The sequence below is a fragment of the Colwellia sp. MB3u-4 genome, assembly GCF_014077065.1.
GTDB lineage: Bacteria > Pseudomonadota > Gammaproteobacteria > Enterobacterales > Alteromonadaceae > Cognaticolwellia.
In genome coordinates this window covers 16,847-39,051 of record NZ_JACGVE010000088.1, presented here as the reverse complement: position 1 = coordinate 39,051, position 22,205 = coordinate 16,847, and the positions used below count along the sequence as shown (strand labels likewise).

The 22,205-nt window shown below is 38.7% G+C and carries 19 protein-coding genes; 5 read left to right on the top strand and 14 right to left on the bottom strand.

Going from position 1 to position 22,205, the window contains the following annotated elements:
* The first annotated feature begins 48 nt into the window (after positions 1–48).
* Together H4J61_RS14425 and H4J61_RS14420 are read left to right on the top strand one after the other, a co-directional pair.
* Positions 49–426: a DUF3192 domain-containing protein gene (locus tag H4J61_RS14425; RefSeq protein ID WP_182137615.1), complete on the top strand. Its 378-nt coding sequence runs from the start codon at positions 49–51 to the stop codon at positions 424–426.
* A gap of 482 nt (positions 427–908) precedes the next feature.
* Positions 909–1,916, top strand: coding sequence for an isocitrate dehydrogenase (locus H4J61_RS14420; RefSeq protein ID WP_182137614.1), 1,008 nt, complete (start codon positions 909–911; stop codon positions 1,914–1,916).
* Between the two features lie 533 nt (positions 1,917–2,449).
* Here the strand turns inward: H4J61_RS14420 and H4J61_RS14415 are convergent.
* Entirely contained in the window at positions 2,450–3,535 is a 1,086-nt protein-coding gene (locus H4J61_RS14415; RefSeq protein ID WP_182185675.1) for an L-dopachrome tautomerase-related protein, read from the bottom strand.
* Between the two features lie 504 nt (positions 3,536–4,039).
* On the opposite strand from H4J61_RS14415, the gene H4J61_RS14410 reads away from it, so the two are divergent.
* A complete protein-coding gene (locus H4J61_RS14410; RefSeq protein WP_182185672.1) occupies positions 4,040–4,828 on the top strand; it encodes a hypothetical protein in 789 nt (262 codons plus the stop codon).
* A 130-nt stretch (positions 4,829–4,958) separates the two neighbouring features.
* Here H4J61_RS14410 and rlmM read toward each other — a convergent pair whose 3' ends face one another.
* From rlmM to H4J61_RS14390, 4 genes are read right to left on the bottom strand one after another with little or no spacing between them, the layout of a single operon-like run.
* Positions 4,959–6,044 carry a 23S rRNA (cytidine(2498)-2'-O)-methyltransferase RlmM gene (gene rlmM / locus H4J61_RS14405; RefSeq protein WP_182137611.1) on the bottom strand — a complete coding sequence of 362 codons (1,086 nt, stop codon included), beginning with the start codon at positions 6,042–6,044 and terminating at the stop codon, positions 4,959–4,961.
* Positions 6,045–6,049: 5 nt separating this feature from the next.
* Positions 6,050–6,451 (bottom strand): DUF423 domain-containing protein, encoded by a 402-nt coding sequence (locus H4J61_RS14400; RefSeq protein WP_182137610.1) that lies wholly within the window; start codon positions 6,449–6,451, stop codon positions 6,050–6,052.
* Positions 6,429–7,094 (bottom strand): alpha/beta family hydrolase, encoded by a 666-nt coding sequence (locus H4J61_RS14395; RefSeq protein WP_182185670.1) that lies wholly within the window; start codon positions 7,092–7,094, stop codon positions 6,429–6,431. Before H4J61_RS14395 ends, H4J61_RS14400 begins: the two co-directional genes overlap by 23 nt.
* A gap of 5 nt (positions 7,095–7,099) precedes the next feature.
* A complete protein-coding gene (locus H4J61_RS14390; RefSeq protein WP_182137608.1) occupies positions 7,100–8,008 on the bottom strand; it encodes a transcriptional regulator GcvA in 909 nt (302 codons plus the stop codon).
* 284 nt (positions 8,009–8,292) lie between these two features.
* On the opposite strand from H4J61_RS14390, the gene H4J61_RS14385 reads away from it, so the two are divergent.
* Positions 8,293–8,559 carry a hypothetical protein gene (locus H4J61_RS14385; protein WP_182185667.1) on the top strand — a complete coding sequence of 89 codons (267 nt, stop codon included), beginning with the start codon at positions 8,293–8,295 and terminating at the stop codon, positions 8,557–8,559.
* A 491-nt stretch (positions 8,560–9,050) separates the two neighbouring features.
* Here H4J61_RS14385 and H4J61_RS14380 read toward each other — a convergent pair whose 3' ends face one another.
* From H4J61_RS14380 to H4J61_RS14370, 3 genes are all read right to left on the bottom strand, one after another.
* A complete protein-coding gene (locus tag H4J61_RS14380) occupies positions 9,051–9,701 on the bottom strand; it encodes a thiopurine S-methyltransferase (RefSeq protein WP_182185665.1) in 651 nt (216 codons plus the stop codon).
* A 36-nt stretch (positions 9,702–9,737) separates the two neighbouring features.
* Positions 9,738–10,787: a protease SohB gene (sohB, locus tag H4J61_RS14375; RefSeq protein ID WP_182185663.1), complete on the bottom strand. Its 1,050-nt coding sequence runs from the start codon at positions 10,785–10,787 to the stop codon at positions 9,738–9,740.
* Positions 10,788–11,384: 597 nt separating this feature from the next.
* Complete coding sequence (locus H4J61_RS14370) at positions 11,385–13,802, bottom strand: VolA/Pla-1 family phospholipase (protein ID WP_182185661.1); 2,418 nt, start codon at positions 13,800–13,802, stop codon at positions 11,385–11,387.
* 280 nt (positions 13,803–14,082) lie between these two features.
* Here H4J61_RS14370 and H4J61_RS14365 point away from each other — a divergent pair, with 280 nt between their 5' ends.
* On the top strand, positions 14,083–14,820 hold the full coding sequence (locus H4J61_RS14365; RefSeq protein WP_182185659.1) for a YciK family oxidoreductase: 738 nt from the start codon (positions 14,083–14,085) through the stop codon (positions 14,818–14,820).
* 319 nt (positions 14,821–15,139) lie between these two features.
* On the opposite strand, the gene fadD is transcribed toward H4J61_RS14365, so the two are convergent.
* From fadD to H4J61_RS14335, 6 genes are all read right to left on the bottom strand, one after another.
* Positions 15,140–16,795, bottom strand: a complete 1,656-nt coding sequence (gene fadD / locus H4J61_RS14360) for a long-chain-fatty-acid--CoA ligase FadD (protein WP_182137602.1) — start codon at positions 16,793–16,795, stop codon at positions 15,140–15,142.
* Between the two features lie 211 nt (positions 16,796–17,006).
* A complete protein-coding gene (locus tag H4J61_RS14355) occupies positions 17,007–17,870 on the bottom strand; it encodes an alpha/beta fold hydrolase (RefSeq protein WP_182185657.1) in 864 nt (287 codons plus the stop codon).
* 65 nt (positions 17,871–17,935) lie between these two features.
* Positions 17,936–18,589: a M50 family metallopeptidase gene (locus H4J61_RS14350; RefSeq protein WP_182185655.1), complete on the bottom strand. Its 654-nt coding sequence runs from the start codon at positions 18,587–18,589 to the stop codon at positions 17,936–17,938.
* 42 nt (positions 18,590–18,631) lie between these two features.
* The gene (locus H4J61_RS14345) at positions 18,632–19,039 is read right to left on the bottom strand and encodes a hypothetical protein (RefSeq protein WP_182185653.1); all 408 of its coding nucleotides are present in this window, start codon (positions 19,037–19,039) and stop codon (positions 18,632–18,634) included.
* Positions 19,040–19,220: 181 nt separating this feature from the next.
* Positions 19,221–19,907: a tRNA (adenosine(37)-N6)-threonylcarbamoyltransferase complex dimerization subunit type 1 TsaB gene (gene tsaB / locus H4J61_RS14340; protein ID WP_182185651.1), complete on the bottom strand. Its 687-nt coding sequence runs from the start codon at positions 19,905–19,907 to the stop codon at positions 19,221–19,223.
* Positions 19,908–20,093: 186 nt separating this feature from the next.
* Complete coding sequence (locus H4J61_RS14335; RefSeq protein WP_182185649.1) at positions 20,094–22,046, bottom strand: ATP-dependent DNA helicase; 1,953 nt, start codon at positions 22,044–22,046, stop codon at positions 20,094–20,096.
* Positions 22,047–22,205: the final 159 nt, after the last annotated feature.

The following is a 22,205-nucleotide window of genomic DNA, read 5'->3' as shown; positions in this document are numbered from 1 at the left end:
TAAATAATGACTCAAAAATAATGACCAAGAAAGCTTCAAGGATTAAAAGTGAATAAAAAAATAATTGCTATCATATTAGTCGCCTTAGCAGCATACGGTATATTTGTCACCTTAGTGGTCAACTTTTACGATGACAGCCCTGCAAACATGCAATGGGAAGACCGAGAAGCTTACAATCAACAATTTATTGCTAAACTTGAATTGAAAAAATTTAATTTTAATAGTGCCATCGAACAGCTAGGTAGTCCTGATATTACCGAAGCAAAAATAGTTAACGAAAGCAGGTATCAAGTCAGCTTTTACCGCACCCAACATGTAAAGTCTGACGGCATCACTACACAAGATGAATGCACCGCATTATTGTTTACGAATGGTATTTTAACCGCTATTGGTAAAACAGCCTATCAGCAGTTTAAAGCGTTTTAAATTGCACATCTCAGTAATATTTAAACAGCTATACTTAACATCAAGTGATGACATATTAGCTGCCTGATAAGTCATTTTTTTATATTTAATCGACGCCTATCACTCATATCGCGTGTATTGCTGAAAAAAATATTTATTCTTAAAACTCCACACTAAATATAACACTAGCTACCCATGCCACTTAGTTATTACCCATATGTGCTAATTAAAATAGCCCAAGTTTAGTTGAGAAGAATAAACATCAGCCTTGATTTTTTCTCCTACCAACAACTAGAAACCTAATAGCACAGGAATTAGACTAAAGTTTTACAGTAAAACTTACTAACTGCTACGGTTAGTTGCTATAATTGCAGGCATTAACTCGGTTGAATCAATAAGCGTAGTGTCAGGTCAAATATATTGGCTGGTAAGTGTTTTATATTTAAACAAAAACTCACGATTCTCGCAATTCAAAAAAGCAATACTCAAAAGGCAATTAAACAATGGCAAAACAAACCATAACAGTGATCCCAGGTGACGGCATAGGTCCAGACATTATCGACGCAACTATCAAAATATTAGATAAAGCCGGCTGTAATTTTGAATATGAGTATGCTGACGCTGGTCTAACCGCATTGGAGAATCATGGCGACTTAGTGCCAGAATCAACCTTGGCACTAATTGAAAAAAATAAAATCAGCCTAAAAGGTCCGTTAACGACACCTGTAGGTGAAGGTTTTACTTCAATTAACGTCACCTTACGTAAGCATTTTCAACTATATGCTAATGTTCGTCCTGTGTTGTCATTTAAAGGCACGAAGGCACGTTATGAAAATATTGATATCATTACCATTCGTGAAAATACTGAAGGTATGTACTCAGGCCTAGGACAAACAGTTTCAGAAGACGGAAATCAAGCGGAAGCGAAAAGTCTTGTCACTCGTGAAGGTGCTGAACGCATTGTAACTTTCGCTTATGAAACGGCGATAAAAGAAGGTCGTAAAAAGGTAACTGCTGTTCATAAAGCTAACATCCTAAAGTCAACATCTGGCCTATTTCTTAAAGTAGCCCGTGAAGTAGCCGCACGTTACCCACAAATTGAATCAACAGAAATGATTGTAGATAACTGTTGTATGCAGTTAGTTATGAATCCTGAGCAGTTTGATGTAATTGTGACTACAAATTTATTTGGCGATATACTGTCAGATTTATGTGCAGGTTTAGTGGGTGGCTTAGGCATGGCACCTGGCGCTAATATTGGTAATGGCTGTGCAATATTTGAAGCGGTTCATGGCAGTGCGCCTGATATTGCAGGCAAAAACTTGGCAAACCCTACCTCAGTTATTTTAGCCGCTATTCAAATGCTAGAATACTTAGGTATGGCTGATAAGGCAGATAACATTCGTCGCGCTATAACGGAAGTTATCGAATCTGGCGATCGCACCACACGAGATCTTGGCGGCACACACGGCACCTCAGACTTCACACAAGCTGTATTAGAACGTTTATAACACTGCTTATTACCTTATTATACAAAACCAAGCCACAGTGCTTGGTTTTTTTATCTTCAGCATTTCTCTTATCTTGTAAATGTTATTAATTTATTGATCCTGTCAATAACAAAACCACAAGTTTAATGGCACGGATATAACAAGCTTAGTATAAATATACCAGAGCAGGAATAACTGGTTATAACTCAAAAAAGTTAATTTGTCTGAATAGTGATGAGTAATGAAATTACCTCAACAAAAGTGCTAAACGCAGTTACTGTTTCAGAAGTGATAGTTTTTTAGCTAAATCAACTTCTGCATCATCAAGTGAGACTCACTCAGAAATTGTTCATACTGAAATAAATTCACAATTACTTGGTGCGCTAAACACAAACTAAAATAGAGGTTCACAAACCTTCATCATCTTGCTAAAAGCTGACCCTTTTATCCATGTTGGAATACAGTAATAAAGCGGCTTTAGCTTCTAAAAAGCAGCCCTAAAGGACTGCTCAATGCTAATAGTGTCAATTAGTTATTTCTGAATTAGGGGGCACTTATCGACCTACTTTACCTGTAACGAGCGGCTCAAAAGAAAGCACGCTAAATTGGCCTTGGCTACCGTCTTTACCATCATTAAGTGGCGGTGAACGGTGAAGTTCATTCACAGTGAAGTAAATTTTATCATCAGCGCCATAACTGAAGCCATCAGGCCACACGAGTCGCTCATCTTTAAATAACACTTCATAATCGCCACTGGGCTTAACCACACCGATAGCGCCGTTAGTAATATCCGTTACATAAACGTTGCCACCTCCATCTACAATAATGCCATCAGAAATTGGCTTAGTACCATAGCGCTCTACTTTTTGTTCAAGCGCTTTACTTGATAGACTTTCATCTATCATTGCGCTGGTAGCAATACGATATATCGATGTACCTGACATAGAGCCAAAGTATAACCAATTTTCATTTGGCTCAAGGGTAATTGGGTTTACACCTAAACGTGCCGCTTGTCCCCCAATTTTCATAGTGCGACCTTCAATAACTATGTTGATGTTTTCGGCAGTAGTATAATGGCTGTTTTGCAGCACTCTTCGCGCTGCACCTGTTTTAATATTTACAGTAATAATCGCGGCTTGGCTGCCTTGTGCTGTATCTGCTATATAGATGTATCCATTTTTGTTATCAACCGCTAGGTCGTTTAAAAACGAGGTCTCTGTAATTGTTGGCTTTGCTAAATAAATGATTTTATGAAGCTGCTCGTTAATAGTATCCCAACCGACTAATCGTCCAGCGTGATCAGGGCCTGATGTATCTAGCATCCATAAAATACCATTGGCTGATACATTAATACCTAGTACATCATAAAAACCTTTACCGTTATTGTAAGCATACGCCCACGCTTCATTAGGATAAGGTTTTGTTGTACCGTCTTTGAACAACTCCATAATTTTTTGCTTTTGCCCGTAAAATCCGTGTATTGACAAAAACTTTCTGCCCGACGGCGTAATAGCAATATTGCCTGGAGGGTGTTGTGCATCAAATATAGCTACCGTATTCAGCTTGTTATTATTAGCAGATGTCGTCGCTGCACTTAGTAATGCTATGCTATAAATTGCGGCTAAAAGTAGTTTTTTCATTATTGTTTTCCTTTATATGAAGATGTAAATATTAGGATTATTCATAATATTTCTTTTACTTAAGGGAACGTCGTTACTTTTTATTTAAAATAGAGTTTTTAACATCTTTTGACCAAATAATTAGTCCCACACTTATATATTTTTAACCTTAGTAAGCAAATCTAAGTGATCAACAAGTAAGGTTATTTCTGATAACAATCACTGAGTGCTTTCTGGCCTTAGTGTAAATTGACCTAATAGTATTTAATGTTCAATAATTTCAATTACTAGGTCGATTCACATTGTTGGCTTGGGTAAATTCGCATTTATTAACACTAGCGCTATACTGTTTAAGGTTTTATAGGCTATTTATTAACATTCGTCCTATAAACTACTGTAATACTAACCTGCTCCAAGGATGAAGCTAATTGTATTTAAAGCGGTTAATTACCTGCTTTTTCAAATAAAGCGAATACTTCTTAGAGGAACTTATAGCAAAATATTAAAGACAAAAAGGACTTTGTTATGCAGCCATTTCACCTAAAAACTATAGCTATAATATGCAGCTACCTTCTTACCGGTAATAGCCATGCATCATTGATTAATCATGAGCTATTAACACCCCATTCATCGACACATATTAACTATACTAATCCATTTAAAAATACTTTTTCAAGTATTAACGATGGCTTTCAAATCTATCAACGAGATGTCGGTTTAAATATACCCAACGCATTATTAGATAACAGTGAAATAGCAACATCTGATCGTTTAGGCATTGTTTCGAGTACCAATACACAAGCTTTTTTTGGCATTGTTGATACCGTCAACTTGAATAATCCAATCGATGATGCCCTCGCTAAGTGGAAAATCAACATCAAAAATTTATCTGCATTAACATTTTTTATCGACATGGCGGCAATGGGCGACTTTGAAAGTAGTGACCAATTTTTATGGCGCTACAGTATTGACAACAATCCATACAGTACAATCTTTCAAAGTATAAGCAATGAAAATACCCTACAAAATTACCGCTTAGAAGATAATAGCTTAATAGCGCTTAACGATCCCATGACGGTAAATTCTCGATTACTCAGTAATGAATTTAAAGCATTTTCGTCATCCATTTTAGACACTGGAAGCTTGTTAACACTTGAATTGAAAGCTAAGGTCAATGGTGGCAGCGAGGTTATCGCTTTTCAAAATATAGTCATTCAAGGCGTGTCAAATGCGGTAACAGTCGGTGAACCAAAATCATACGCTATCCTCTCATTAGCATTACTATTTTTTATAAAAAGGAAGATTATCTCTTGATGTATAACAGCGGTGTATTTGATAGTAAAACAACAGTATTAGCAGATATATAAACTTAAAATATAAAAAAGCCCTAAAATCCATCAGAAATATAGGGCTTTTTTTTCAAAATATTGTTAGTAGAAAGTCACTAAATATCCATCGGCGGCGGAGATAATAACCTAGCGTGAACGGTTATTTCTTCGCGGTCATAGTACAAATGCTTGGCATACAATTCATATTTTACATTGTGCAGAGAAAAAGCATCTTTCATCGTTTGTAAGTCATCATTAACTTGCTGATAACGCCCCTTCATGGGTAATTTCAAGTTGAAAATAGCTTCTTGGCATAGGCCTTTTAATAACCATTCACTCATCAGCTTTGCCACGCGTTGTGGCTTTTCAATCATGTCACATACTAACCAATAAACATTTTTCTTTTGCGGCAAGTACTTAAAGCCATCCATTGTACGATGCTTTACTTGACCCGTTTGCATTAATGACTCCGCCATTGGGCCATTATCGATTGACGTTACCATCATGCCACGACGAACCAATTGATAAGTCCAACCACCTGGAGCTGCACCTAAATCGACTGCATTCATCCCTGAGGTTAAACGTATATCCCATTCTTCTCTAGGAATAAAATATAAAAAAGCTTCATCAAGTTTCAATGTTGAACGACTTGGCGCGGCATTAGGGAATTTTAAACGTGGAATACCCATCACATGTGGCGAAGTATTTCGCGCTAATGAAAAGCCGAATATAACTTCTTTGCCTGATAAAAATAACGCATGTAACACCGCGCCATCTTTATTACCTTTTTCGGTCAGTACTTTATCTTTTCTCAGTGCTTGTCGAAGTGGTACTGCTAATTTACGACAAAACTTCGACAGTTCTTTACCGTCATTTGTGTCAGGAGTTTCCATACGCAAATCAGCGTATTGCCACTCAGTGCCTAACACTTCTACAATGGCTTCAACACGATTGTAGTCAGGTAAGTCTATTTTTTCAGTTACCGTGACAAACCATTGGCGAGCGAAAATAAGTCGCTTTAATGGAATTTTTTCCATTAAAATCTCACCCTCTTCCGGCTTATTTAAATGAAAATAAACTACGCCCTGGTTTTTAGTTAGCTCTAAATAGCCATATACTTCATTCCATGAAGCTTTTTCTTGAATTTCTGCGCCACATTCTTTTTCAAATCCGGGGCGACAATATAAAACTATTGCAGTCATTTTAATTAATTACCTAACTTTTGGTCAAACATTTTAGTACCTGCAAATCCAACCACTAGCCAGGCAAGTGCAAATGACAGGCCGCCTGATGGCGCCAACTTTCCAATACTCAACACATCGAATAACGTTCTGATATACAAACTACCACTAAAAAATACGATACCAATCACAAATAATATTCCTGCGATCAATAACATAGCTTTTTCGTGCAGCTTATATAAGATGATGGTTAGCATTAGCGCTAACGTATGAAAAAACTGATACGTTAATGCGGTCATTAGTCGTTCTTGTGACGCCAAAGGTAGCGATTGCCCACCATGGGCTAACCAAGCGCCGAATAATACAGAAAAACACCCACTGATACCAACAAATATCATCAGTAGTTTAGCAACTGTTATTAATTTCATCGATAAAACTCCTCATTTTATGAACCGCTGTAGTTTGATGCTGTTTTAGGGTGTAACCCGATTTTACCCGTGGCTTTAAATCGTGGTCACCGTCATTAAAGTAATGTAACTGACAACGTGAGGAAATTTCGTATTGCTTAATTTCACTTTCACTACCTAGCGCATCTCTTTCGCCTTGTAAGATCAACACAGGCAATTGTGTATCTTGCAATGGCGCTAAGCGTAACTTTTCTGGTTTTTTTACCGGATGAAATGGATAACCTAGGCAGATAACGCCCCGTATTAAATTACTTTTCATTAAAACGCTATCACCCGCTAAAGTCGCGGCTACTCGACCACCCATTGATTTTCCGGCAATGTATATCGGTAAAGTGCTATTGGCTTTTTCTAATATGGCTTGATAGCACTCAACTAGCGCGGGCATTCTGTCCGGTGGTCGCCTTTTGCCATCAAGTTTACGCTTGTCCATAAAAGGAAAGTTAAAGCGTAAAACACTCAATTGCTGAGCATTCATCAAACCAACAAGTTCTTCAATGTACGGGTGATGCATATCCGCACCCGCACCATGGGCAAATATGACCAATGCTTTTGCGTCTTTGGCGCTATTTAGTTCGTTACTTACTGATAATTCGTTGTTGATCACACTAGCTACCCTTCATCAATCATAGTTTGCTCGTCGGCAACCGTTTGCAATACCCACTCGCGAAACGCCGCTATTTTACCTAATTCCAATTGTTTTTCTCGACAGACAATGTAATAAGAGTTTTTACTGATTAATACTTCTTTAAATGGGCAAACCAATCGACCACTATCAATATCCGGTTTCGCAAGCACACTATGCGCCAGAGCAACCCCTTGGCCATGAATAGCCGCTTGTAACACCATCGCCGAATGACTAAATATTGGGCCATGGTTAACATTACCGCCTTTGAAGTCAACATGCTTAAACCATCTTTTCCAATCTCTTCTCGAGGCATCATGTAATAAAGTATGATTTGCTAAATCATCAATTATACCTAAGGGTTTACTACCCGATAATAATAAAGGTGAACACACGGGGATCAAATACTCGGTATGTAATTGCTCCGCATGAATACCACTCCACCGCCCTCTACCATAATATATTGCTAAATCAACATCTTCAGTAAGCGAATTTTCAGGTTGGTCAACTGCTTTAATACGCACGTCAATATCAGGATGTAATAAGTTAAAGGTGTTTAACCTAGGCACCAACCACTGTATGGCAAAGCTTGGCTGCAAGCTGACCGTAATAGCACCCTTTGCCCCGCGGGCTAATAATCTTTCTGTGGCGTCATGTAAGGCATTAAACACATCTTTAATATCAAGATAATATGACTGGCCTTCTTCTGTCAGTAACAAACTTCTATTTTTACGCATAAATAATTTTATGCCTAAATTATCTTCCAAGGCTTTTATTTGATGACTTATTGCTGCTTGAGTAACGAATAATTCTTCCGCTGCCCGGGTAAAACTTAACTGCCTAGCAGATGCCTCAAAAGCCCTCAAAGCGTTAAGTGGTGGGAGTCTATTCGCCAAGATACACCTATAAATTTACGTTAAAAATGAATCTATGCTTGCATAATTCATCAAGTTTTCGACATAAGCATGTCGGATTAGTTTTTCTAATGAATGGCATTATAAATAGTCATTATAAACTTTACCAGTTTTACCGTAATATGCACGCCATAGATGAAGGACTTCATCTTTACCCCGAAATAATCGGGTAATAATCAAACAGGCTCCCAACCCTTGTTTGTCATTGAAAAGAACGAGTCCCAAAACATCTATAAAACCAATTAACGTTTTATTACAGGTGACTTATGAAAAACATTTTTAAATTAGCAACTATCGCCATGTTAGCTTTAGTGGCAAGTAACAGCCAAGCAACACAATTAGTTAAAGTACAGGCTATCAACGCCGTTGAACTAGTAGAAATCACTAAACTACACTTGGCACAATCAATTAAGTTAAATACGATAGTCATAAATCCTATCGAAAAAATAGCTCACGCTCAAGTTACAATGAAGGATTTTCATGTCAACAAAGGCGCTGAAATTATCATCAAAGCGGTGATGCTTGCTGAATAGTATGGCTATTAAATTAACCATTAACTTTTTGACTATTAATCTTCAAAAAAAAGGTGCCCAACAGCACCTTTTTTGTTATTTAAAGCCCAATAAACTATACGAAAATATAAGGCAATCAATAGCTAAAGCAACTCAATTAACCTTATGTAAGCTATCTAAAGCGCTTAGGAATACCTTCTAAGGTATTGCAGCTAATCAAAGTAACATTAATGGTTACATAAGTGTATTGGAACATAGGTGTGTTGGAGGCAGTGAAGGCTTAAGATTGATCATTATAGGTCAGCATTTATACTGCTAGATATTACTCAAGTTTATGACGTCAAATAAAAACCGTTAGGTTAAATACATCACTAATAAACTCAATTAAGCTTTTAAGCAAAACTCCCCTTCCATTAATAAAAATTTAACTGAGCGCTATTTAAATTAACCGCTATTTCCTTAAAAATAAGTACCTAACACTATGTTTAGCCAGATATTTACTTCATCCACTATTATTTTTTAGTGATGATATATAGCTTTTCTCTCAGGTAATCAACTTCAAAGCTTCGCTGGGCAAATTGCTTATCTTTAAGCTCATGGGTCGCAATACATTCAATATTGAAGCCTGAAAACAAGCGTTGTACATCAGTGGCTGTTATCGAAAATGGCGGACCACTTAATTGCGTTCTTGGAAACTCAACTGTTACTAAAAATAAGCGTGTATGTGAGCAAAAAAACGTTTTCAAATGCTTAACGTATGCTTGCTGCATTGTTGTTGGTAGCGCAATTAAGGCCGCACGGTCATATATCCAATCTACGCGGTGAATGGCGTCTGCAGAAAGCTTAAAGAAATCACCTTGTAATAGTGAAAGCTGAGGACAAAAAAACTCCTCAAAATCACCTGAGGTCTTTTTTTGATACTCAATATTGTTTTCGAGAAAGAAGTCGCTACAGGCAATTTCACTTAATTCATTACCTGTAACCTGCCAATACTGCGCTAAATAGGCCATATCAAGTGTTTTGCCACATAGCGGCACAAACACATGCTGATCGGAGGGTAAAGACAGTTTTTTGAAATATTGAGACAATAAAGGGTGTATGTCACTTTGGTGAAAACCCAGCTTGTTGCGCTCCCAACATTTATGCCAAAAAAAACTGTCCATTGATATGACCTTATTAGCTTAAATCAGCCAAAGCTATTAACTTGGAAAAATACGATTATTTTGCCAAACCTTGCTTATAATACTATCAAATGACAAAGATGCTGCTTTTGAAAACTTTTCAGCTAAACCTTTCTTTGTTGCATACTTAATTTGCACTAACTTGTGAGATTTACAACGTGCCTGTAAGTAATCGTCACTGGTTAGTATTTCATCAACAAGCCCTAATTCTTTTGCTTGTGTGCCAAACCAGTGCTCACCTGTTGCCACTTTAGCGATATCTAGACTTGGACGATGCTCACTAACAAAGTTTTTAAATAACACGTGCGTATCTTCAAGCTCTTCAACAAACTTTTCACGGCCTTTATCAGTATTTTCACCAAACATGGTGACCGTACGTTTAAATTCACCGGCGGTAAACTGCTCAAAGTCGACATCATTTTTCTTTAATAACTTATGAAAATTTGGTACTTGTGCAATAACACCAATAGAACCAAGAATAGCAAATGGCGCTGAGACGATTTTATTAGCCACACAGGCCATCATATAGCCGCCACTGGCTGCCACTTTATCAACTGATGCCGTTAATGGAATATTGCGTTGACGTACGCGGTCGAGTTGTGAAGCCGCTAAGCCGTAACCGTGCACCATACCGCCGCCACTTTCTAAACGAACAAAAACTTCATCGCTGGGTTGAGCCACAGTTAAAATTGCACTAATTTCTTCACGTAAAGAGCCAACTTCTTTAGCATCAATACTACCGTTAAAGTCGACAACAAATAAACGTGGGATGGCTTTCTTTTCGTCACTGCCGTCTTTGAGAGCTTTTTTATCGATTTTGGCTTGCTCTTTTGCCGCCTTCTTATCTTTTTTCTCTTTTTCGCTTAATTCTTCTTTAGATAAAAGGTGGTGGGTAATATCTTCTTCAACTTCAATATATTGCTCTGATAAGTCAATAATTTCTAGCTCGCCTTTCTTACCACCTTGCTTCATTGCGGAAGAGGCAATAGCAATAATAATAGCAACCACCGCAATAACGAAAGTGATGGTTTTAGCTAAAAACAAACCGTATTCATACAGAAATTCCAATATTTTTCTCCTAAACAACAGGTTAACAACTGTTAACCCTATTGTTGTATATTAATTGTAATGATTATTCTAGTTATCAATATGGGGGATATAGTTTGTAAAAAAAGGGGAATAGCTAATTATTCACTAAAGTTACCCCTTAAATGAAAATAAATAAGCCACTGTCAGCCAATCTTTGCTTTATAAAATAATGGCTAAACTGCAGAGTAGTATTTGAAAATGCGTCTTTATCCGCTACCACAATTACATTGTTAACTAATTGACCTGATTTACACCCTGCTCTTTTGAGCACGGGCTAGCGTTATTTAGCATAGCTTTGCCCTGGTGTAGTTTTGGTATAGTTTTGCTCTGGCATAAGTACGTTAAGCTAAAACATTACTGTGCCATCAAAAACTAGGCCTTAGTGCTACAGAATTAAAAGTACTACAAGCACTACAAGACAAATAAAATACCGGCCAAAAAAAACGGCCCAAGATATGGACCGTTAGTATTTTGTCAACCTGCGACAATATTTAATTAAAACTAACTTAACTCAATACTGTGACTAAGGTGCAGGCTTTATTCAACACAAAGTGCATGAATACTCTACTGTGCAATCTACTGTACAACGGCAGTGTCAGTTACTTTAATTAATTGTCCCATCGTCGCAAAGAACACCGCCACTTGCGATTGCATTTCTTGCGTTGCTCTAGCACTTAACCCAGCATCTGGTGAAGCGGCAACAGGACGAGGGTCAAGTATTGAACTATGGTGACCACTAACAAATCTCACTGCACCTGAGCCATTAGTGTCTTCACTCACACTTTGCAAGCCTAAGAAAGCAATCGCAGGTTCAGTACCACCCATAGGGGTAAATGGTGCTCTATTTGTCACAACTTGGTCTGATAAATTATCATCACCATTACCGACAACTTCGATTAAATGCGTAGGTGTTTCAGTCGCTGCTAATGTTTGTACATAAGCAATAGGGTCACCCGAGTCTGTCACTGTTTGCGCTGCAAAAGTAAATTGAGCGAAACCGCCATTTAAAGTGGCTTTTTGCTCAGCCGATAAAGTTTCATAGAAAGCAAAGTAGAAAGCACTTAATTCTTCTTGGGTATAATTGGCAGGTAAAGTTGCTTCAACGGCTGCTTTAAACTCAGGCGATAGCTGTAAGGTTAAATTAGATTTAGCTAAGCCTTCAAATGCTGGCGAATCCAAACCAAAGTTAGCCAACATTAAACCTGGCATGGCTAGAGAAGTGCTGGCAATTTTAAATAAACCATCGATTTGTGGATTTAACTCAGTATTTGCTAAGCCAACTGCATTAATCCCATAAATACCACCTAATGAATGACCTAACAGGTGAACTTTTGAACTATCGATTTTTATTGGGTTACCATCGCTATCAGCACCGCCTAAAAAGTTCATACCTAAACGCAAACCCAGTAAATCCGAGGTACTTTGGCGTGTATTATCACGCATACTTAACATGCTACCCAAGTTTACATAATGTAAGGTTGATACGGTACTGGCATTAATATCATCAACATCATCGCCATTTAAATCAAAACCGCGACTACCATGTAAGGGCTGATCAATCGCAATCGTTGCTATACCAAATATAGATAACATACCGGTAATGGGTAACATTTGTTCTTTGGTTGAGGTAATACCGTGCACTAAAATCGCTACTGGCCAACCATTTGCAGGCTCTTCTAACGCTGGTAAATCCATGCTTTCACGCACTGGGTTAGCCCAGGCTAAATCTGGCGTGGTCATTTGCACATCAATCGGCAACATTTTTCCTGTTGGAATTGGATTAAATTTAGTTAAATTACGTTCAGTATCAATAGCCGCTATCGCTGGATTTGAGCTTGAGCTTAAATCACGTAAACCAAAGTTCATACAAAAGCCATCATTTGCATCTAATGGCCCAGCAGGAATTGCTGCTGGATTTGCTGCTGCTAATCCGGCCAGCGTAGCACCTGAATCACAACGGGCACGCCACCAATCATTCACCGGTGCTAGTGGGTTTTCCGCAGAGGGTACGCCTGAGTAATAAGGTAGTGTAATTGAACCACGAATATAGTTTGCTGCAGAATATAACGGTACCAAGCTTTCAGGAATTTGATCTGCTAACACATCCGCAACTGACAGAGTGGTATCAGCTACGCCAATAGCTGGAGTTCCTTGCTGAGCATTAGCAACCATCTGAGGTACACTAGCGGCCATTAAAGATTTAACCGTACTTAATACGCGTGTAGTTGATTGTGTCGTCATCGCAGCACTATAAATAATAGTATCGCTATCAACGCCAGCAGCGATTACAGCCGCTTCATAACTATTAATCGCGCCTTGTAAGCCTAATTGCGACTCGTTACCCAAAGGTAAGGTATTGATATCTTGGCGCGCTAATTCATAAGTACTAGAGCCAGCAACTGCTTTACCATTGTTATCACGAAGATTATTCGTCATCACCATGACATAAGTCGTTTCTGCTTTAAGGGGTTGAATCGGGACAAACAAAACATTGTCGCCGGATTTTTGCGTAACAAAATGTTGGCCAAAAGTAAGTTCGCCAATCACTTTACAGGCTAGGCCACGAGTTACAGCGGTACAATCACTGTCATTGACGTCACCACCCATCACGGTTTCAAAAACTCTTACCGATCCAGGTTCAGCAGCACTACTGGCATCTAAAGAAGTTCCTGCTGGGAATTCAATAGCGAGGGGAAAAGGTTGAGAAATTGACCAACCGTCAAGTGCACTAATCGCAACAAAAGGATCTGAACCATCAGTAGGGTCGGCAACAGGAATCTCTAAGGTTCCATCAACCGTACCAGAAAAAATCAAATCATTTGGTATAGAAAGTCCAGCAGCGCCCGCCGCTGGATCAAATTTAACGCGTGCTGTGGCTGTTACGACCGTGCCGTTTTCAACCACTTCACTTTCAACATCTGTTATGGTTTCGTCTTGGCAAGCACTTAAACCTAATGTGCTCGCTATTGCTAGACTGAGTACTAACTTTTTCATTTTATCTCCCCACTGACTTATCTTTATTTTATATACTTAACTACTGGCTAAATATATCTTTATTATTTTTCATTATTATCGTTGATTTTTATACTTATACCAGCATTAAACTCAACTTGTTCGACCAGTTAAACTTACCTCAAGAATAGTTCAAGTGCTAGTGATATTTTAATTTATTCAAAGTTTTATTCCACAAATGTAGATTAGTAACGAAAAACTCTCGTCAGCATAGCAGTGAAAGTAGTAATATTGTTATCAAATTATTTCAAAAATTAATCTTATGTTTGACTATACAATAACACCACAAATTTTAGCCAACAAAACCATTTTAGTAACCGGTGCGGGCGCAAGTATTGGCCGCCAAGCAGCATTAACTTATGCTGAGTTAGGCGCTACGGTTATTTTATTAGGCAGAACCGTTGCAAAACTAGAAGCAGTTTATGATGAAATACTTGCAAAGGGCTATCCTGAACCCGCCATTGTACCGTTAGATTTAAAAGGGGCAACAAAGCAAAATTATATTGACTTAGCCGCCACCATTGATAATCAATTTGGTCAATTAGATGGGGCATTACTCAATGCTTCAATACTAGGCGAGTTAACGCCCTTTAACCAAATTAATCAACAAACTTGGCAAGACGTCATGCAAGTTAACGTTAATGCCCAGTTTTTATTAGCACAAGCATTAATGCCTGTGTTACTCAAAGCTGACCATGCATCCTTAGTATTTACCTCATCAGGTGTCGGCAATAAAGGTAAAGCTTATTGGGGTGCTTATAGCGTTTCTAAATTTGCCACAGAAGGACTCATGCAGGTTATTGCGGACGAATATGAAAACAGTTCGCTTAGGACTAACGTAGTGAATCCCGGCGCAACGAATACCGATATGCGCTCAGTGGCTTACCCCGCAGAAAACAAAGCTGAAATTGCTTTACCGAAAGATATCATGCCACTTTACGTATATTTAATGGCTAACGATAGCAAAGCGGTTAATGGCGAAAGAATAAACGCACAATAATGCCTTTTCCCTGCAAAATAACAAGTTAAGAACCTAGTGCTTTTAGATTAAAATAATAGCTAGCTTACTGTTATCGCACTATGTTATTGCATTATGTTGTTGCACTATGTTCTGACAAAAAGCTCAGTCATGAAAGTAAGGTAGGTGCAATGACCGAGATGGCTAAGAACGACTTGAACATCGCCACTCTTTCACATTCATGTGAACCTAGCATACAATTCATTTGACCATAAAAAAGGCCAACATTAGTTGGCCTTTTTTATGGTCACTTTGACGTCAATTAATGGTCGATTAACGATAAGCGATAGCGATCTCTACATTAGCGTAATTCACGTCGTAATATTTTACCAACGTTGGTTTTTGGCAACTCATCACGAAACTCAACAAATTTTGGTACTTTGTAATTAGTTAAGTTTTCACGACAGTGATTAATTAACGATTTCTTAGTTAAATTAGGATCTTTACGTACAATAAATAATTTGACTGCTTCACCAGAAGCGTCATTAGGAATACCTATGGCCGCCGCTTCTAGTACGCCTTCATGGCTCATGGCTATCTCTTCAATTTCATTGGGATAGACGTTAAAGCCAGAAACAATAATCATATCTTTTTTACGATCAACGATTTTGAAAAAGCCATTCTCATCCATACAAGCGACATCACCTGTAGCTAACCAACCAGCTTTTAAAATCTCATCGGTTGCTTCTTGGCGATTATAATAACCTTTCATTACTTGCGGGCCTTTAACCCACATTTCTCCAGCTTCACCTATTTTAGCGTCACTGCCATCTTCCAACACAATACGAATATCGGTAGAAGGTGCAGGTAAACCAATACTGCCACTATAATGTGTTTGGTTATAGGGGCAAAGCGTTACTAAAGGTGCACATTCTGTCAAGCCATAGCCTTCAAGTAAGCGTGTTTTCGTGACACGTTCCCAATTTTCGGCCACCGGACGTTGTACCGCCATACCGCCGCCTAGTGATAATTTTAAATTAGAAAAATTGAGTTCACTAAAGCCCGGGGTATTTAATAAACCATTAAATAAGGTGTTTACACCGGTAATGGCTGTAAAGTCATATTTTGCTAACTCTTTAACAAACCCCGGCATATCACGCGGATTGGTGATCAATAAATTGGTACCACCCAGGGTAATAAATGTCAGGCAATTAGCCGTTAACGCAAAAATATGATAAAGCGGCAAGGCTGTAACAACCAGCTCTTTACCCTCTTCTAATTGCGGTTTAATCGCTGCTTTAGCTTGCTCTAGATTAGCAACCATGTTGCGATGCGTTAACATCGCGCCTTTTGAAACACCCGTTGTACCACCTGTGTATTGCAAAAAGGCCAAATCATCACCGCAAATTGTCACTGGGCTAAAACTTAATTTTTCTCCCTTAGCTAAAGCTTTATTAAAATGCTCTATATTCTTAAGATTAAAAGCGGGCACCATTTTTTTAACGTACTTAACAACGCCGTTAACAATGGCACCTTTGACTGTACCTAAACGATCACCAAGCGAGGTTAAAATAACTTTTTCAACGGGTGTTTTATCAATAACTTTTTCTAAAATACTGGCAAAATTTTGAATAATCAAAATCGCTTTAGTGTTGGAGTCTTTTAATTGATGTTCTAATTCACGTGCTGTGTAGAGCGGATTAACATTCACCACAGTTAAACCTGCTAACAGGGCGCCAAATAGTGCAATAGGATATTGCAAACAATTGGGTACCATAATGGCAAATTTATCACCTTTAACTAAACCTAAGTCTTGCTGTAAGTAGGCAGCAAAGGTTGTAGCTTGTTGCGCAAGTTCACGATAACTAATCTGCGCCCCCATATTAATAAAGGCAGCTCTATCGGCATAAACCTCAGTATATTTATGGAACATATCGACAATTGAAGCGTATTTATCAGGATCAATTTCAAATGGAACACCAGGAGGGTAACTCTTCTCAAGCCAAATTTTTTCCACGGTACCTTTCCTCTTTAAATTTTTATTTTTAATTTAATGACACGTTTTATCAAATTTTCACTGGTCGATCCAGTTAATTTAAACACTTGTTTAAATTAACTGAATAATTAGTAAATTTAATATCATCAAACTGGTTAAAATTCGCCCTAAATAACGTATACCGGCTCCACTTCAAGGAGCCGTTATATACTGCTTGAATTAATCTTACTGCTTAGCTTTGCTGATGAATAAAGGCATTTATCAGCTTAGCGGCCTGCTCAGCTTGTTCCATGTGTACATGGTGGCCACCACTCAACTCATTCACCTGTAAGTTTTTAAACAAAGGGCCAAAGCACTTTACACCTTTAGTTACCATTTCCATACCTTTGCTGCCGTAAAGTAATTGCACAGGAGTGCTTATATCAGTAACAAGTTGCTCGGCTTGCGCTAAGGTAAATCGATAAGGAGAAGTGGAACGTAAACGAATGTCGGCACGCCAAATAAAACCAGCCTTAGTTTGCTCAATACCACGTTCGACAATGAGCGTGGCATTATCGGTGCTTAAATCTGACACTAACACGCGAGCCGCAACAGCAGAGTTGAGACTAGTATGATATTTTTTAGCTTTATTATCTCGCGTTAAACGACTTAACAAGCCTTTGCGTAATTGCTTGGTGGTGGTCGCTGCATCTGAGGTTAACACACCGATGCTGTCAATCAATGTTAATGATTTCACATGTTCAGGAAAGGCTGCCGAAAACGCAGACGCTACCATCCCTCCCATAGAGTGACCAATAATATCGATAGCTTGCCATTGCTGTGAGCGAAATAAACTGATCAAGTCATAGACCCAATCTAAAAAGTGATAATGGGCATCAGCGCCTCGATGATCAGATAAGCCATGTCCGGGCCAATCAATAGCAATAACATGATAGTTTGACAAATACGGCATTAACGGTTGAAAGCTTGCCGCATTATCAAGCCAGCCATGCAAGCATAAAAGCAAAGGTCCTTGCTCATCACCATAACTTATACCACTAATTTTTCGGCCGTTGACATCAAACTCCACTGGCTTAAATACATCAGAAGTTGCCATAAAAATCCTTTATAAGTTGGAAAAGAGTAGCCTAACGCTACAGAGCAATAATGCTTTTCTAATCGCTAACCTGTGCGACGCAACGATAATTTACTGAGTCGATAGGTGGCAAATAATGCCACCGAAAACCAAATAACAACCCATATTATTTCAGGAATAAAAGTCATATTAGCTAAAGCAGCACCGTCGCCTTTTGCTTGACCGTCAAGTAAATAAAGCGGGCTCATTAAACTGTTAATTAAGACTAATAAACCGGTTAATTTTAATAACGTTTGTAGGTGTTTTTGTGATGAATATTTTAGTTGCGCTATCACTAACATAAGTAAAACAACCACAATAAATAAGGTTAATAAGTCTCGTACCCACAATAAAATACTGCTCGCTAATAAGCCAATCAGCAGTATAGAAAAAATCTGTGCTGTTTTTCTATGACTCGACGCCAAGTAAAATATCAGACTGCCCCATAATATTGCGCCGCCATAACCCATTAAGCTGATAAAAAATGCCGAGCCACCTCTTGTGGTACATAACCCCGCGCCGTTAGGAAATAGTTGAATTTGTACAATACTTCCGCCGGTTAACAGCGCCGTTAAGCCATGGCTAATTTCATGAAAATAGCTTTCTAACCATTTAAATGGAATGGAAATAAAAGGCAGTTGTAAAATAATAATGGCCGTAAGTAACATCAGCCAAAATTTGTATTTAGGGCTAAAATTCATGGTGTTTTTTCGGTAGAGGAATGATAATTTTTATCCAATAAATCAGGCAAATAAGTCAACACCAAAAATTTGTTGAATGCTATCGCGTTGAGCAATAGCATCAACCGACTGATAAGCAGCTACAGCCAATTTATTTTGGCTCGATGGTGTATCATAACCACTGTTGGTACTCGTTTGCTGATAATTTTGTTGTGGGCTTTGTTGTGAGCTGTTACCACTGTCATTCGCGGACAACGGCTGACGTTCGATTAGTGCCATTGCCTGTTCATCGATATCGAGGCGTTGGCGTGTATTAATATCCGATGGTGACTTTTGGCTTTGACTTTCTTCGCTACTAAGCGCTTCGCGTGCAAGTGCCTTAGTACGTTGCTCTTGAGCGGGTACAGACGAATTCTTCCCTAACCCGATAGCCGGTTGGGATGTTAAGTTGACAGAATTATTGACTTGCATAAAAGTAATCTAACAAATTTATCACCAAGGTGAAAACTATTTTTCATCAAAAAATCAGCTGGGTAATAACCAAGCTAGATTAAAGTGCAGTAAAACATAACGACTGCAATAGCATAAGCCCGTGTGAGGAAGTGTTTATCAAAAAAACTCATTCAAAACAAAAAGTAATATAATGTCTACTTTATCGCCCCGGCAGCTTCTGCCATGACACCGTATCTCGAACGTATTTAGGCTGGGCGTTTTCAGCATCAACACACTGCTCTGCAAAGTCTATTTGCCCAATGGCTAACATAGCTAAAGCCGTTGGAAACAAAATTTCAGGTGAGTCCACATTAGACTTTAATGCTGCCAAGGTAGGATAAGCGTCCCATCCTGTCCCTACGCCATAAGCGGGTAATACTAAGTCTTTATAATATTGGGCAACCAACTCAGGTTTTAATACTGTTTCTTCAGTTTTTGGCTGCATAATACCCAGATCATCAACTTCAAAGTAGCAGGTATACACCTCTGACATACGCGCATCAATCGCGGCAATAACTTTGCTGGCACCTTTATCAAGATAAGCTTGCTGAGCCATCGCTTGTAAGGTAGATACACCACGCGCCGGCAACTCTGCAGAAAAAGCTAAACCTTGTGTTACGCCTATGCCAATACGCACACCGGTAAAACTTCCCGGTCCTTGACCAAAAATAATACCATCAAGCTCAGTTAACTTAACGTTCGCCTGCTTTAATACGCTGTCAATCATAGGTAATAAACGCAAACTATGAGACTGAGGACACAGTTCATACTCACTAAACTGTTGATCAAAATATTTAATTGCTACTGAACAAGCTTCAGTAGAGGCATCGATGGCCAAAAAATTCACGTCAAAAACCCTTTAAAATTACTGTCATTACTAATCCGGCGAGTTTAACATTATTTTACCTTAAGCCTAGAGAACTTTAACTCAGGTAAACTTTAACCCAGATAAACTTTTCTCGTCTAAACAAGCATCCTTGCAACGTCAATTAACCGCAAGTTGGATCGCGGCAAACTTTATTGACGATAAAAGTTATTCGCGACCAATCAATTGCGCTAAAAACTCTGCGGCTTGGTTAATATCTCTACTGCGCTTCATGTCAGGTAAACTCTTGAGAAAAACTTCTCCGTATGGACGATTAACCAGTCGGTCATCACAGATAACCAGTATACCCTTGTCATTAACATCACGAATCAAACGCCCTACCCCTTGCTTTAAAGCAATAACCGCTTGGGGTAATTGAATTTGTGCAAATGGGTCTTTGCCTTGTCGTTTTACATCTTCACTGCGGGCCTGCAACAAAGGGTCGTTCGGTGAAGCAAACGGCAGTTTGTCGATTATCACACAGGTAAGTTTATCACCTCTAACATCAACGCCTTCCCAAAAACTTGCTGTGGCAAGCAACACAGCACTGTCTTGCTCAACAAATTGCTCTAATAATTTACGCTTACCCATTTGTCCTTGCACCAGTAATGGGTTATCAATACGCTCAGCCAATAATTCAGCAACTTGGTGCATAACACGGTAACTGGTAAACAACATAAAACAGGCGCCAGCACTGGCGGCAATTAAGGGAATAGCAAGTTCGCCTAAGGCTTTAGCGCGGTTCATATCATTAGCGGATGGCAAATAACGCGGAATAATTAATTGGCATTGTTTCGCATAATCAAACGGGCTATCCAGTAACAAACTGGCCGAATGCTCTATACCTAAATGGCTAGAAAAATGTTTAAATTCGCCATCAACAGCAAGTGTTGCCGAAGTAAATATCCAACCCGCACCTGATTCTTTTACGTAAGTACCAAACTTATCTGCCACCGATAAGGGTGTTTTATGTAGCACAACATGCCGTGGCGTGGTTTCATACCAAAAGCTCATGCCCATAGCATTTACATCAGCCATCACTTCATATTGCGTTAATAGATTTAACGCTCGGTCAAAGCAATGATCAATCGCCTCGTTACGCGAGACACAAAGTTTGATCACTTGATAAAGAAAGTCTAAATCTGTTTTTAATAAGCTAAAGGCATGAGCAAACTTCTGCTGTTGATGTTTTTCTCGCCAGTTGCCACGCTCGGGATCGTAACTAAAAAGTAAACGAAATTCTTGACTGGTTTTCAACAGCTTTTCTGCTGCCTTTGCCAACTGTTTTACGTCGGTTAATTCTGTTCTGTAAACCTGTAAAACATCGCTACAAAGATCAAGTAACTGTCGTGTGGAAAACGCCTCACCAAAATATTCACTGGCTATATCAGCAATTTGATGAGCTTCATCAAAAATCATCACATCAGCTTTAGGAATTAACTCACCAAAACCGCTGTCTTTTAGCGCCATATCAGCAAAAAACAAATGATGATTTACCACCACAAGATCGGCATCAATCGCTTTTGTCCGCGCTTTAATTAAGTAGCAATTTTCAATATTAGGACATTCTTTGGCGAGACAATTATCAACAGTACTGGTAACAAACGGAAATACCGGTGAGCCTTCAGTCACATTAACTAACTCACCAATATCACCACTTTGTGTGCCATTGGCCCAAGATCGCACTTTGACAAAATCAGCCAATGTTTGCGCGTCAAGTTGGCCACGCGATTGTTGATATTGCTCCAAACGATATATACAAAGGTAGTTGGCGCGGCCTTTTAATAACGCCACTTGTGCATTACTGGCCAGTGCTTTGCGAATTAACGGTAAGTCTTTATGAAATAATTGTTCTTGGAGGTTTTTTGTTCCGGTTGAAACAATAATTTTTTTCTGTCCCTCATTATTTTCAGCATTGGCTTTGTTAGCCAATAACGCCGGAATTAGGTAGGCAAATGTTTTACCCGTACCTGTCCCCGCTTCAACAATAAGCGAACTTTTTTGCTCAATAGCTTTAGCAACTTCTAGTGCCATATCTAGCTGAGCTTGGCGTGGAGAAAAGCCATTAATAGCTTTAGCTAAAGCACCTTGATGTGAAAACGCATGTTCAACAGCACTCATAAAGGTACGACATTGATAAATTTGCGCTCATTATAATCATCACAGACAAAAATAACAGGAAAAATAACGCTAAGCTTGACTAATAATAGCGCTAATATAATGCAGTTCTAAAATCATTAAAGGCAAAATAAAATACCCCATAAAATGCAGGGTAAGGTG